Consider the following 13,616-nt stretch of genomic DNA (forward strand, 5'->3'; position numbering starts at 1 on the left):
GTTATCAAAGCGTTGCTATCCACCCCATTTGCATAAACCATTCAGTTACAGGGGCAAGAGTAAACTCTACGCAGAGTAGCCCGACGAGGGTCAGTACGAGGGTGTAGGGCAGAGCCATCCATACCATGCGGCCATAAGAAAGACGTATCAATGGCGCGAGAGCGGAGGTTAACAGGAACAAGAACGCAGCTTGTCCGTTCGGCGTGGCGACGGATGGCAGGTTGGTCCCGGTGTTAATGGCGACGGCCAGCAGTTCATATTGCTTCATACTGATAGCGCCGCTCTGCATTGCTGCTTTGGCTTCGTTGATATAAATCGTTCCCACAAAGACGTTATCCGAAATGGAAGACAGCAAACCGTTGAAGATATAGAACAGCGATAGCTGGGCGTGTTCTGATGCCTGCAATACAAACTGGATAATTGGGGAGAACAGTTGTTGGTCGATAATCACCGCAACTACCGAGAAAAAGACCGTCAACAGTGCAGTGAATGGCAGAGATTCGGTGAAGGCTTTGCCGATAGCATGTTCATCAGTGACACCGGTCAGTGATGTAGTCAGAATAATGACAGACAAACCAATCAGGCCGACTTCCGCCAGATGCAACGCCAGCGCGGTGACCAGCCAGACGCCGATAATCGCCTGGACAATCAGGCGAATTTTATCCTGACGTGTACGCTGGTTACGGCTTTGATCGTCAAACTGCTGCAGCACTTCGCGGACTTTCTCCGGCAGCGTTTCACCGTAGCCAAACCAACGCATTTTCTCCACTAACAGGCAGGTTAACAAACCACAAATCAGAACCGGGACGGTTACCGGTGACATGCGCAGGAAGAAATCGCCAAAATGCCAGCCAGCAGCTTTCGCAATAATCAGGTTTTGCGGTTCACCGACCATGGTCATCACACCGCCTAATGCAGTACCGACACCCGCGTGCATCATCAGGCTACGCAGAAAACCACGGAACTGCTCCAGCACCACCTTGTAATGCTTGTCGATATGGCTGTCGTCTTGCAGATCGGTATCTTCGGCACGGGAAGAAGCCACTCGGTGATAAATACCATAAAAACCCACCGCAACGCTGATCACCACGGCCACTACAGTTAAGGCATCCAGGAACGCGGAGAGAAACGCAGCCGCCACACAAAAAGAGAGCGATAACAGCATCTTGGAGCGAATGCTTAACAGCAAGCGGGTAAAGATGAACAGCAATAGCTGTTTCATAAAATAGATACCCGCCACCATAAACATCAGTAGCAGCAAGACTTCAAGATTCGCCGCCACCTCTTCACGGACGTGCTCCGCGCTGGTCATGCCTATGAATACCGCTTCGATAGCCAACAGGCCGCCAGGCAGTAGCGGATAGCATTTGAGCGCCATCGCCAGGGTGAAAATAAATTCCGCTACCAACAGCCAGCCAGCAACAAAAGGGCTGATGAGGAAAATTAACGGGTTAACAATTAAGAAAATAATGAGGGCAAGTTTGTACCAGTCAGGTGACTGGCCCAAAAAATTGCGCCATAACGCGCGGCCCCAGGAGATCTCCATGATGGTTTCCCTTACCTTACAAATAATAAATGATGTTTTTATGTTAGAACGCAAAGCTTAACGGCCAGGCAGGAGTGAGGCAAGTCTTGATAGTCAAGCGGAAAGAGATGCGGAAAATGAAGCCCTGATCCCTTTTTTCTTCTTTTTGTCTGCTATCAGCGTAGTTAGCCCTCTGGTATGATGAGTCCAACTTTGTTTTGCTGTGTTATGGAAATCTCACTATGGTCATTAAGGCGCAAAGCCCGGCAGGTTTCGCGGAAGAGTACATTATTGAAAGTATCTGGAATAACCGCTTCCCACCCGGGACTATTTTGCCCGCAGAACGTGAACTTTCAGAATTAATTGGCGTAACGCGTACGACGTTACGTGAAGTGTTGCAGCGACTGGCACGAGATGGCTGGTTGACTATTCAACATGGCAAGCCAACGAAGGTGAATAATTTCTGGGAAACCTCCGGTTTAAATATCCTTGAAACACTGGCGCGACTCGACCACGAAAGTGTGCCGCAACTTATTGATAATTTGCTGTCAGTGCGTACCAATATTTCAACTATTTTTATTCGCACCGCGTTTCGTCAGCACCCTGATAAAGCGCAGGAAGTGCTGGCAACCGCCAATGAAGTGGCCGATCACGCCGATGCTTTTGCTGATCTGGATTACAACATTTTCCGTGGTCTGGCGTTTGCCTCTGGCAACCCGATTTACGGCCTGATCATTAACGGGATGAAAGGGTTGTATACGCGCATTGGTCGTCACTATTTTGCTAATCCGGAAGCGCGCAGTCTGGCGCTGGGTTTCTACCACAAGCTGTCGGCATTGTGCAGTGAAGGCGCGCACGATCAGGTTTACGAAACGGTGCGTCGCTATGGGCATGAGAGTGGCGAGATTTGGCACCGGATGCAGAAGAACTTGCCAGGTGATTTAGCCATTCAGGGGCGATAATCCATCCAGACTGATGACAAACGCGTAATTGCCTGATGCGCTATGCTTATCAGGCCTACGTTGTTCTTGCAATATATTGAATTTTCGATACTTTGTACGCCACATCAGGCAAAAATGAGTCCTCCTCAAATGAGGAGGACTTTTTACAGATTTCCCATTCTTGGCGGGCAACGTTCCAGCAACTCGACGCTGCCATCTTCGTTTTGCTGCTCCAGCGTCACATCAAATCCCCACAAACGATGCACATGTTTCAGCACCTCTTTACGTCCCCGATCCAGCGGAGCGCGGTTATGCGGAATGTAGCGTAGAATCAGCGAACGGTCGCCGCGCAAATCCACGTTCCAGATCTGAATATTCGGCTCCAGATTGCTTAAGTTATATTGCGACGATAATCGGTTACGGATCTCCCGATAACCTTCCTCATTATGAATGGCAGAAATTTCCAGATAATTATGCCGATCATCATCCAGCACGGTGAAGAAGCGGAAATCACGCATTACCTTCGGTGACAGGAATTGACTGATAAAGCTCTCATCTTTGAAATCACGCATCGCGAAATGCAGCGTTTCCAGCCAGTCAGAACCGGCGATATCCGGGAACCAGTATTTGTCTTCTTCCGTTGGTGACTGACAAATCCGCTTAATATCCTGGAACATGGCGAATCCGAGGGCATACGGGTTAATGCCGCTGTACCACGGGCTGTTATACGGCGGCTGGAAGACCACATTGGTGTGACTATGCAAGAACTCCAGCATAAAGCGTTCGGTCACTTTCCCTTCATCGTACAGATGGTTAAGGATGGTGTAGTGCCAGAAGGTGGCCCAGCCTTCGTTCATCACCTGAGTCTGTTTTTGCGGATAAAAATACTGGCTCACCTTACGCACAATGCGCAGGATCTCACGCTGCCATGATTCCAGCAGTGGGGCATTTTTCTCCATAAAATAGAGCAGGTTTTCTTGTGGTTCGGAAGGATAGCGGCGCGCTTCGGCAACGGTTTTCTCTTCTTCGCGTTTCGGCAGGGTACGCCAGAGCATATTGACCTGACTTTGCAGATACTCTTCGCGGCTTTTCTGCCGGGCTTTCTCCTCTTGCAGCGAGATTTTTTGCGGGCGTTTGTAACGATCCACTCCGTAGTTCATCAGCGCATGGCACGAGTCCAGCAGCTTTTCTACCTCATCAACGCCATAACGTTCTTCGCACTCGGTAATGTATTTGCGGGCGAAAATCAGGTAATCGACAATCGAACTGGCATCGGTCCAGCTACGGAATAAATAATTGTTTTTGAAGAAAGAGTTATGGCCGTAACAGGCATGCGCCATCACCAGCGCCTGCATGGTAATGGTGTTCTCTTCCATCAGGTAAGCGATACACGGGTTAGAGTTTATGACAATTTCATAGGCCAGCCCTTGTTGGCCATGCTTATACAGGCGCTCAGTTTCGATAAACTTCTTACCAAATGACCAGTGCGGATAGTTAATCGGCATACCGACGCTGGAGTAGGCATCCATCATCTGTTCTGAGGTGATCACTTCAATCTGGTGCGGGTAGGTATCCAGCCGATAGAGTTTCGCCACCCGGTCTATCTCTGCCAGATAAATATCCAGCAGCTCGAACGTCCAGTCGGGTCCATCGCTCAAACGTGTGGTGTCCTTATTCATAGAATCGATCGTCGCCATACGCGCACCTCATTGTTGTCGGTACTCTCTGTGTGGAGGACCTCATTTCAAGCATAGAACACCCGTTAAAAACCGCGTCGCCGGAGAATTTTTTTCTTTGCGATTTCTTATTATCGTAGTGCCAATAATCAGCCTCTGAACGGAATTTTCTGCTGGATAAAAAGCACCTTCAGCAGGAGATACCAAAGACGGCATATTCCCACAGCGACAGGGAGATGTGAGCCAGCTCACCATAAAAAAGCCATATGTTGAGTAATATTTTCATCTGGGTTATCAAGATGTAATTAGATTATTGTTCTTTTACTGTATCTACCGTTATCGGAGTGGCTATGCGAGTTGTCATACTGGGAAGTGGTGTGGTAGGCGTTGCCAGCGCCTGGTATTTAAATCAGGCAGGACATGAGGTCACCGTTATTGATCGGGAACCGGGAGCAGCCCTGGAAACCAGCGCAGCAAATGCCGGGCAAATCTCGCCTGGTTATGCGGCACCGTGGGCGGCGCCAGGTGTGCCGTTGAAGGCGATTAAATGGATGTTTCAGCGCCATGCACCGCTGGCGGTTCGTCTCGACGGTACGCAATTTCAGTTGAAATGGATGTGGCAAATGTTACGTAACTGCGACACCAGCCACTACATGGAAAACAAAGGGCGGATGGTGCGCCTGGCGGAATACAGCCGTGATTGCCTGAAAACATTACGTGCTGAGACTAACATCCAGTATGAAGGGCGGCAGGGCGGGACGCTGCAACTGTTCCGTACCGAACAACAATATGAAAACGCGACTCGCGATATTGCCGTTCTGGAAGATGCTGGTGTGCCGTACAAACTACTGGGATCCAGCCGTCTGGCGGAAGTGGAGCCAGCGCTGGCCGAAGTGGCACACAAACTCACCGGTGGCCTGCAACTGCCCAATGACGAAACCGGCGATTGCCAGCTCTTTACCCAGAATTTAGCGCGAATGGCGGAACAGGCGGGGGTTAAATTCCGCTTTAATACGCCTGTCGATCAACTGCTTTGCGACGGTGAGCAGATCTATGGCGTGAAGTGTGGTGATGAAGTGATTAAGGCCGATGCGTATGTGATGGCATTTGGTTCTTACTCGACAGCGATGCTCAAAGGCATTGTTGATATTCCGGTCTACCCGCTGAAAGGTTACTCGCTGACCATTCCGATTGCACAAGAAGATGGTGCGCCGGTGTCCACTATTCTCGATGAAACCTACAAAATTGCCATTACACGTTTCGATAATCGCATCCGTGTCGGCGGAATGGCGGAAATTGTTGGCTTTAATACTGAACTGCTACAGCCGCGCCGTGAAACGCTGGAGATGGTGGTTCGCGATCTCTATCCGCGCGGCGGTCATGTTGAGCAGGCCACGTTCTGGACGGGGCTACGCCCGATGACGCCAGATGGCACGCCGGTTGTGGGGCGTACACGCTTTAAAAATTTGTGGCTGAATACCGGTCACGGCACGCTCGGCTGGACGATGGCTTGCGGTTCTGGTCAGTTGTTAAGCGATCTGCTCTCTGGTCGCACGCCCGCTATCCCGTATGAGGATTTAAGCGTGGCGCGCTACAGCCGTGGATTTACGCCATCGCGCCCGGGTCATTTACATGGCGCGCACAGCTAAGGACGCGAGATGACCAGACCGATACAGGCCAGCCTCGATCTGCAGGCATTAAAACAGAATCTGACCATTGTTCGCCAGGCCGCGCCGCATGCGCGTGTCTGGTCGGTGGTAAAAGCCAACGCGTATGGTCACGGTGTCGAGCGTATCTGGAGCGCGCTCGGGGCCACCGATGGCTTTGCATTACTTAATCTGGAAGAGGCGATAACGTTACGCGAGCGCGGCTGGAAAGGGCCGATCCTGATGCTGGAGGGATTTTTCCATGCTCAGGATCTGGAAATTTATGACCAGTACCGGCTGACCACCTGTGTACACAGCAACTGGCAGCTCAAAGCGTTGCAAAACGCGCGACTAAAGGCACCGCTGGATATTTATCTTAAAGTGAACAGCGGGATGAATCGGCTGGGCTTCATGCCTGAGCGCATGCTTACCGTCTGGCAGCAATTGCGGGCGATGGCGAATGTTGGCGAAATGACGCTGATGTCGCATTTTGCCGATGCGGAGCATCCTGATGGGATTTCTACGGCGATGGCGCGTATTGAGCGAGCAGCAGAAGGGCTGGAGTGTCGGCGTTCGTTGTCTAACTCGGCGGCAACCCTGTGGCATCCGGAAGCGCATTTTGACTGGGTTCGACCAGGCATTATTTTGTATGGTGCTTCGCCGTCCGGTCAGTGGCGGGATATTGCCAATACTGGATTACGTCCGGTAATGACATTAAGCAGCGAGATTATTGGTATCCAGACACTAAAAGCAGGAGATCGTGTGGGCTATGGCGGTCACTATACCGCGCGCGATGAGCAGCGAATTGGCATTGTCGCCGCCGGATACGCCGATGGTTATCCGCGTCATGCGCCAACCGGTACACCTGTTTTAGTGGACGGAGTACGCACCATGACGATAGGGACAGTCTCGATGGATATGCTGGCGGTTGATTTGACGCCTTGCCCGCAGGCGGGAATTGGTACGCCGGTTGAGCTGTGGGGCAAGGAGATCAAAATTGATGATGTCGCCGCCGCTGCCGGAACGGTAGGCTATGAGTTGATGTGCGCGCTGGCGTTACGCGTGCCAGTTGTGACGGTGTAACTTGCTGTTAGCCGGATAAGACGCACAGCGTCGCATCCGGCGATACAAACTACATCAAATTTTAGATTCGGCTTCGTCCTCTGCCACCCGAACGCCGATCTTCAACACGGCATTATCTTCTTTCTCAGCCACCGTCCAGATCATCCCGGCAAACTCCACCTGGTCACCGACAACCGGTGCCGCGCCTAACAACTGCTGAACAATTTCACCCAGTGTTTGCTGTTTATCGCGATATTCCCGGCCGTCTTCCAGACCATATATCAGCGCCACATCAGCATATTTGGCGCTGGCTTCGAGAATGAAGTCACCAAAGAAGCGTTGATCCAGCGCGACTGGCGGCGACTGGCTGAACAGTTTACCGAGCGCCGGAAGATCGCGCTCCCGACCAATTACACACAGCACATCGCCTTCGCGCAGTCGGGTGCTGCCGGTGGGATGAAGCAACTGGTTATCACGAAACAGTGCCGCAATACGCGTCTCTTTTGGCATATGCAGATCGCGCAGTGCCGCACCCACGCACCATTTATCGGCACTTAACTGATAAACAAACTGCTCCCACGGGTTTTCCGGGTGAATATCCAGGCCAACGCGTGATACAGGACGTCCGACGGGCGGAACCACGACTTTGGCTTTTTTCGCTGCCCACGAGAGTGATGTTCCCTGTAATAGCAGTGAAACCAGCACCACGAAGAAGGCGACGTTAAAGAACAAGCGCGCATTTTCCAGCCCCGCCATCATCGGGAATACTGCCAGAATGATCGGCACCGCGCCGCGTAATCCCACCCAACTGATAAACACCCGTTCGCGCAGATTGAAGCCGCGGAACGGTAATAATCCGGCAAATACCGACAGGGGACGGGCGAAGAAAATCATCCATGCGGACAATATGAGCGCCGGAATGGCAATAGGCAGCAGGTCGCTCGGATTAACCAACAGGCCGAGCACGAGGAACATGGCGATTTGTGCCAGCCAGGCGAGGCCGTCGAAATTTTGCAGAATGCCGTAGCGGTTGCGAATCGGGCGATTACCCAGCAGAAAACCGCACAGATAAACTGCCAGAATACCGCTGCCTTCCAGCGCCGTGGTTAAAGAGAAAATCAGGATACCGCCGCTTAATGCCAGCAATGGATACAAGCCCGCAGGCAGAGCAATGCGGTTAATCATTTGCAGCAGTAAATAACCACCGCCAAGACCGATCACAATTCCCAGCCCAAATTGCTGCAGAATATCGACAACGAACATCCAGCTAATAGTGCTTTCATGATGCTGGATCATCGCAATCAAGGTAATCGTCAGAAAGACGGCCATCGGATCATTGCTGCCGGATTCTATCTCCAGTGTTGAGCCAACACGTTCGTTAAGTCCCTTGCCGCCAAGCAGAGAAAAGACCGCTGCGGCGTCGGTGGAGCCGACAATGGCACCGATTAATAAGCCTTCAATCAAATCAAGATTAAACAACCACGCCGCCATCATGCCGGTTAAACCGGAGGTGATAAGCACGCCGACTGTCGCCAGTGAAAGCGCCGGACCTAATGCAACGCGAAATGAGCTGGCCTGGGTTCGCATCCCGCCGTCGAGCAAAATAATTGCCAGCGCCAGATTACTTACCATGTAGGCAAAAGGATAATTATCAAACGGAATGCCGCCGACGCCATCGACGCCCGCCAACATGCCAATCGCCAGGAAAATAACCAGAATCGGAATGCCAAGGCGGGAAGAAAATGAACTAAGTAAAATACTACTGGTGACAAGGATGGAGCCTAAGATGAAAAGGCTAATGATTGTTGCGGCATCCAACGGTCGGTTACTCCTGATTACGCTGTCTCGTACTATAAACCCTACCATATTCACGGCAGAAACAGCGTTTTACTTGGCCCTGAAGCGTGATTTTTTTACGCTTTCAGAACAGGATGACCGCTTATTGTCATCCGTGTGCCTCTTTTATCGTTATTGAGTATGGCATGTGCGCCCAACGGCAGTGTAACCGTGCGTTGTTCATGACCAAAATCGAGGCCGGTGATGAGTGGGATCGACAGACGAGAGCGCAAGAACGCGTAAACTGACTCCAGGTTGTAACCCGCGTCATAATCATTTGGCGCGCTGCCACTGAAACTACCGAGAATGATCGCGCTCTGACGATGTAAAATACCTGCGTGATAAAGCTGTAACAACATGCGCTCGACGCGGAAAGGATGCTCGTTGATATCCTCCAGCACCAGAATGCCGTTCTCGATTTGCGGCATCCAGGGCGTACCAATCAGCGAAATCAACATCGCGAGGTTGCCTCCCCACAACGTGCCTTCGCTCTGACACGCCGGGCCTTCCCCTTGCCATTCAATGGCGAACGTTTCATTACGTAACGCCAGCCAGAAATGGTGCTCGGTAAAGGCGTTCAACACATCCGCGCCAAAATTCGCCACCAGCATCGGTCCGCTAAAGGTGATGACATTGCCTTGCGCCAGAAGAGCGCACTGAATGGCCGTAAAATCGCTATGCCCGCAGATGAGCAACGGATCATGTTGTTGGCGAGTTACCAGTGCCTGCCAGTCAATGTCTGCCAGTAAGCGACTGGCACCGTAACCGCCGCGTACTGCCAGTACGATAGTGTTGGGTGAGGTCAGCCTGGCAAGGGCATTGATATCCTCCAGTCGCTCCGTTTCCGTACCAGCAAAACGCTCACAGCGTCGGGCAATGACCTCTACGTTATTGACCTGATGACCTGCATCCGTCAGGCGTTGAATACCGCGCTGCGCGGCGTGCTGATTAATGCAGTAACCCGACGGGGCGATTAAGTGAAACTGAGACATGGCAATTCCTTGCTGACAACAGAAACGAATTGTATATCATGCCGCTTAGGTGTGCTGTTGTCACCTCAACGGCGATTCCAGGCTATAAGGATAGATGAAGTGAAATTGAGATGGTTTGCCTTTTTGATTGTGTTATTAGCGGGTTGTTCATCTAAGCATGACTACACGAACCCGCCGTGGAACGCGAAAGTTCCGGTACAACGTGCAATGAAGTGGATGCCAATAAGCCAGAAGGCCGGTGCGGCCTGGGGTGTCGATCCACAATTGATCACGGCGATTATCGCTATTGAATCGGGCGGTAACCCAAACGCGGTCAGTAAGTCGAATGCGATTGGTCTGATGCAGTTGAAAGCCTCAACGTCCGGACGTGATGTTTACCGCCGCATGGGGTGGAGTGGCGAACCGACAACCAGCGAACTGAAAAACCCGGAGCGCAATATCTCAATGGGGGCGGCTTACCTGAATATTCTGGAAACCGGCCCGCTGGCAGGAATTGAAGATCCGAAGGTACTGCAATATGCACTGGTGGTGTCATACGCCAACGGAGCTGGCGCGCTGTTACGGACTTTCTCATCAGATCGGAAAAAGGCGATCAGTAAAATCAACGATCTGGACGCTGACGAGTTCCTCGAGCATGTAGCGAAAAATCACCCCGCACCGCAGGCACCGCGCTATATCTACAAACTCGAGCAGGCACTGGATGCGATGTAACTCAGTCGCGTATTTTGTCCGCTTTCTCCCGGGCTTCCCGTTCGAGTGAGAAAATAATTCGCTGTAATTGCCGCTCCACCGTCGGGCCGACGTTAAGAAAACGAAAGCTCAGACGGGGAGTGGAGATGGTTTCATTTTTGCCATCAATCAATTTGCGTTCGCTGATAGCCAGTAACTGGGCGTCAAAGTGAAAAACTCCCCATTGTCCCATGTTGACCTCAATCTGTGCGAAGCGCATGCCTTCGTGCAATCCGGCTGGTTTTTCCGTTTCCAGCAATGCGCCCATGCCACCTAACGATAAATCATACAGGCGAAAACGTAACGTACTGTTATCTGCCAGTTTGGTCTGGCAATAATAAGGCGGATGAAGTGGGGCGGAGATGCGAAAATATCGGCGTCGTTGTACAAACCATAAGGCGGGAGGGAGTGTGGTGATGAACGCAGGAAGCTGCAAATACTCACTTTGCTGTAATTGTTCAACAGTAAACTCGACTTTCGCCCCCTGAGTTTCGGCGGTAATAGTAATGTGCTGCGCTTTAAGCGCTGCATTATTGTCTTCTGGTTGACTGCCGTGATCCAGCACCAGTTTATCAGGGCTTATTGCCAGTATTTTGCTGATCAACTGACCGCCTGACCAACTGATACGCAAGGGAACAGCGGCTTTGTGCAAATCGCGTAAAATGCCCAGGACTGCTAACGGATTTTGTTTCAGGAACTGCTCATGGTAATGACTCACGCGGAAAAACTCCTGACCGACAAACTGTCTTTGGTTTATCGGTAGTGATTAACAAAACTTAATACAAATGCGTGAATATTTTTTACACGTTGATCTTAAATCAACCGACAGACGCCAGCATCGATCCAGCCCTTGCCTATACTTAGAGCGTTGACGTAAACATTTTCTGCGTCCGATTCATCGAAACGAGGGCCTGAACATGGGAATTATTGCCTGGATTATTTTTGGCCTGATAGCCGGCATTATCGCCAAGCTGATCATGCCAGGGCGTGATGGTGGTGGATTTTTCCTGACCTGTATTCTCGGGATAGTCGGTGCGGTTGTCGGCGGCTGGCTGGCGACCATGTTTGGCATTGGCGGTTCCATCAGCGGTTTTAATTTGCACAGCTTCCTGGTGGCGGTGGTCGGCGCTATCCTGGTTCTGGGGGTATTTCGCCTTCTGCGAAGAGAATAAGATTTTCATAAGGCGGATAGCGGTGCTGACGCCGCTATCCGCTTTCAAATCAGAACGTATACACCACACCTGCCCAGAAATTACGCCCTTCTTCAATAAACCCTTCGCTGTAGGCATATTTCGTATCAAACAGGTTATTGACGGACGCATTGACGCTGAAGCCATGACCTAAGGCGTAATCGGCACGAATGTGGGTCACCGCAAAACCGGCGGCTTTTTGTGTACCGTCGCTGTTGCTGTAGCTGGAGGAACGCGCCTCTTCCGACAGCGTTACGCTTAACGGCTCCCACGGTTTGAGTGTCATCCATGCAGTCATTGTCTGTGTCGGCAGATCGGTTATCTTGCCGATATCTTTGCGTTTGGCATCGGCATGAATCAGAGCGTAGCTCAATCCTACATCCAGTACATTGCTGATTTTCCCCTTAATACCGGCATCCAGGCCACTGTAATCTACCGTGCCGCTGTTCTGGTTTTGAATGGTATCGGCATCGATATTGTGTGAAAGGATGGCGTCACTTACCCGGTTATAGTAAACGCTGACTTCAAATCCCCAGGCGCGGGTGAAAGCGCCATTCCAGGTTAAATCCACTCCGCGAGCGCGTTCTGGCTTAAGTTGTGGATTAACAATGGCTATCTGGTTATACGCCGGTTTGGACGTGGTATAGCGTTCTTTCAGTGTCGGGAAGCGCGTGCGGTCATAGTATGAAAGCGCCAGCGTGTCTTCATTGGCAAAGTGGTATTTCCCCATCACCTGCCAGTTAAAAGCTGACTGATTGTTGTCGTCATAATGGGTGATGCTGCCATCTTTTTCGTGTTTTTTCGCTTCTACGCTATCACGCCAGTCATAGCTGATTCCGGCCACAACATCCAAATTATCAGCAGCAGCCCATTGATATTCACTGGCGAGCGACCAGGTACGATCTTCATAGCGATCGTAAGCGGCGTGAGGTGCACCTTTTTCCCGGTGTACGTCATCCTTCCAGTTAACGGCAAACGACAGCAGATCGTTTTCACGTACATCGGCCGCCAGTTGTAATCCGGCACCATCGCTGTAATCGGAATAGTGACTATAGCTACCGTTTTTACTTTTCAGATCGGCCAGCGAGTTGTACATCATGAGCGTATTTTCAAAGGTGTCGCGATACAGCCGGCTTTTCAGGGTAAAACGGTCGTTTAGCTGTGTGGTTCCCTGATAGTAAAAACTTTCTTTGTCATACTCCGGCCACTGCCAGTAGCGTGACTTTTGGCCACTGTTTCCGCTGTATGGCGGGTTGTCTTTTTCGCCATCCTGCTTAATGTAAGTCAGCGTGTATTCATCGTTTTCACTCGGTGTAAAACCGAGCTTCACAATGCCGCGTTTGTCATCGGCAGATGAGTTAATCATCTTGCCGTGCTTGCCTGCAATATCATTATTAACACCGTGTGGCAGGCCGAGAAAATCCTGTTTTAGCTGGCTGCCGCTGACTTGCAAGTATCCCAGATCGCTGCTGGCGGCAAATGAAGCGTGCATATCGTAGGCGTTGTCCTGACTACGACTCCATCCCTGACGATATCCCAGACTCGCTTCCAGCGGTTTGGTCGGTTTCTGAGTGGTGATGTTTATGGAACCCCCCATCTGATTAGGTCCCTGTAGCAGTGAGGAATACCCTTTGGAAACTTCGACCGCGCCCAGATTGTTGGTTAAAATCCGCGCCAGATCGAGGTTACCATCATAGGGAACATAAATGGGGACGCCGTCGAAATAGACCGGCACCTGACGGCTATCAAAACCACGAACTTTGACCTGTTCTTCGTTGCGGCTGCCTGATTTTTGCAGCACCACGCCGGGAACGACACTTAATGCCTGAGCAACATTTTGTTTATCCAACGCCTTTATGGTGGGTTGATCGAGAATGGTGGTCGTCGTCGATGATACAGGGCTGGACCATACAGTCAGTGTATCGCTCTCTTGAGCTGCTACGGCCTGCTGGGCAAGTGCAATTGATAATGCTGTGCAGAGATAATGTTTTTTGAATCTCATAAAATAAATTCCGTTTA

11 protein-coding genes and 1 pseudogene are annotated in these 13,616 nt (G+C 51.1%); 6 read left to right on the forward strand and 6 right to left on the reverse strand.

The annotated features are described in order from the left end of the window. Positions 1–4 precede the first annotated feature (4 nt). Positions 5–1,546, reverse strand: a complete 1,542-nt coding sequence (gene nhaB / locus C0K55_RS04880; protein WP_105265975.1) for a Na(+)/H(+) antiporter NhaB — start codon at positions 1,544–1,546, stop codon at positions 5–7. 221 nt (positions 1,547–1,767) lie between these two features. Here nhaB and fadR point away from each other — a divergent pair, with 221 nt between their 5' ends. Then, the gene (gene fadR / locus C0K55_RS04885) at positions 1,768–2,487 is read left to right on the forward strand and encodes a fatty acid metabolism transcriptional regulator FadR (RefSeq protein WP_001516543.1); all 720 of its coding nucleotides are present in this window, start codon (positions 1,768–1,770) and stop codon (positions 2,485–2,487) included. A 143-nt stretch (positions 2,488–2,630) separates the two neighbouring features. On the opposite strand, the gene C0K55_RS04890 is transcribed toward fadR, so the two are convergent. Then, complete coding sequence (locus C0K55_RS04890) at positions 2,631–4,163, reverse strand: SpoVR family protein (protein ID WP_000190867.1); 1,533 nt, start codon at positions 4,161–4,163, stop codon at positions 2,631–2,633. Positions 4,164–4,492: 329 nt separating this feature from the next. Here C0K55_RS04890 and dadA point away from each other — a divergent pair, with 329 nt between their 5' ends. From dadA to C0K55_RS27100, 3 genes are read left to right on the forward strand one after another with little or no spacing between them, the layout of a single operon-like run. Further along, positions 4,493–5,791: a D-amino acid dehydrogenase gene (gene dadA, locus C0K55_RS04895; protein WP_001266919.1), complete on the forward strand. Its 1,299-nt coding sequence runs from the start codon at positions 4,493–4,495 to the stop codon at positions 5,789–5,791. A 9-nt stretch (positions 5,792–5,800) separates the two neighbouring features. After that, a complete protein-coding gene (dadX, locus tag C0K55_RS04900) occupies positions 5,801–6,871 on the forward strand; it encodes a catabolic alanine racemase DadX (protein WP_000197889.1) in 1,071 nt (356 codons plus the stop codon). 42 nt (positions 6,872–6,913) lie between these two features. Then, positions 6,914–7,060: a hypothetical protein gene (locus C0K55_RS27100; RefSeq protein ID WP_420870958.1), complete on the forward strand. Its 147-nt coding sequence runs from the start codon at positions 6,914–6,916 to the stop codon at positions 7,058–7,060. On the opposite strand, the pseudogene C0K55_RS04905 reads toward C0K55_RS27100, so the two are convergent. Further along, a pseudogene (locus C0K55_RS04905) lies at positions 6,998–8,716 on the reverse strand (potassium/proton antiporter); the annotation flags it as partial. The gene C0K55_RS27100 and the pseudogene C0K55_RS04905 sit on opposite strands and share 63 nt — an antisense overlap. 47 nt (positions 8,717–8,763) lie before the next feature. Further along, a complete protein-coding gene (gene ldcA / locus C0K55_RS04910; RefSeq protein WP_105265976.1) occupies positions 8,764–9,678 on the reverse strand; it encodes a muramoyltetrapeptide carboxypeptidase in 915 nt (304 codons plus the stop codon). Positions 9,679–9,777: 99 nt separating this feature from the next. Between ldcA and emtA the strand changes: the two genes are divergently transcribed. Next, on the forward strand, positions 9,778–10,389 hold the full coding sequence (gene emtA / locus C0K55_RS04915; protein ID WP_001516541.1) for a membrane-bound lytic murein transglycosylase EmtA: 612 nt from the start codon (positions 9,778–9,780) through the stop codon (positions 10,387–10,389). Position 10,390: 1 nt separating this feature from the next. Here emtA and ycgR read toward each other — a convergent pair whose 3' ends face one another. After that, positions 10,391–11,125, reverse strand: a complete 735-nt coding sequence (gene ycgR, locus C0K55_RS04920; RefSeq protein ID WP_000020127.1) for a flagellar brake protein YcgR — start codon at positions 11,123–11,125, stop codon at positions 10,391–10,393. 199 nt (positions 11,126–11,324) lie between these two features. Here ycgR and C0K55_RS04925 point away from each other — a divergent pair, with 199 nt between their 5' ends. Next, positions 11,325–11,579 carry a GlsB/YeaQ/YmgE family stress response membrane protein gene (locus C0K55_RS04925; protein ID WP_000511315.1) on the forward strand — a complete coding sequence of 85 codons (255 nt, stop codon included), beginning with the start codon at positions 11,325–11,327 and terminating at the stop codon, positions 11,577–11,579. Positions 11,580–11,628: 49 nt separating this feature from the next. Here C0K55_RS04925 and C0K55_RS04930 read toward each other — a convergent pair whose 3' ends face one another. Beyond that, positions 11,629–13,599 (reverse strand): TonB-dependent receptor plug domain-containing protein, encoded by a 1,971-nt coding sequence (locus tag C0K55_RS04930; protein WP_105265977.1) that lies wholly within the window; start codon positions 13,597–13,599, stop codon positions 11,629–11,631. Positions 13,600–13,616: the final 17 nt, after the last annotated feature.

This window comes from Escherichia sp. MOD1-EC6098 (assembly GCF_002965865.1).
Taxonomy (GTDB): Bacteria; Pseudomonadota; Gammaproteobacteria; order Enterobacterales; family Enterobacteriaceae; genus Escherichia; species Escherichia marmotae.

Coding starts and splice junctions, on each gene's coding strand:
- nhaB (WP_105265975.1), bottom strand. CDS start 1,546: ATGGAGATCTCCTGGGGCCGCGCGTTATGGCGCAATTTTTTGGGCCAG.
- C0K55_RS04925 (WP_000511315.1), top strand. CDS start 11,325: ATGGGAATTATTGCCTGGATTATTTTTGGCCTGATAGCCGGCATTATC.
- fadR (WP_001516543.1), top strand. CDS start 1,768: ATGGTCATTAAGGCGCAAAGCCCGGCAGGTTTCGCGGAAGAGTACATT.
- ldcA (WP_105265976.1), bottom strand. CDS start 9,678: ATGTCTCAGTTTCACTTAATCGCCCCGTCGGGTTACTGCATTAATCAG.
- dadA (WP_001266919.1), top strand. CDS start 4,493: ATGCGAGTTGTCATACTGGGAAGTGGTGTGGTAGGCGTTGCCAGCGCC.
- C0K55_RS04930 (WP_105265977.1), bottom strand. CDS start 13,599: ATGAGATTCAAAAAACATTATCTCTGCACAGCATTATCAATTGCACTT.
- dadX (WP_000197889.1), top strand. CDS start 5,801: ATGACCAGACCGATACAGGCCAGCCTCGATCTGCAGGCATTAAAACAG.
- C0K55_RS04890 (WP_000190867.1), bottom strand. CDS start 4,163: ATGGCGACGATCGATTCTATGAATAAGGACACCACACGTTTGAGCGAT.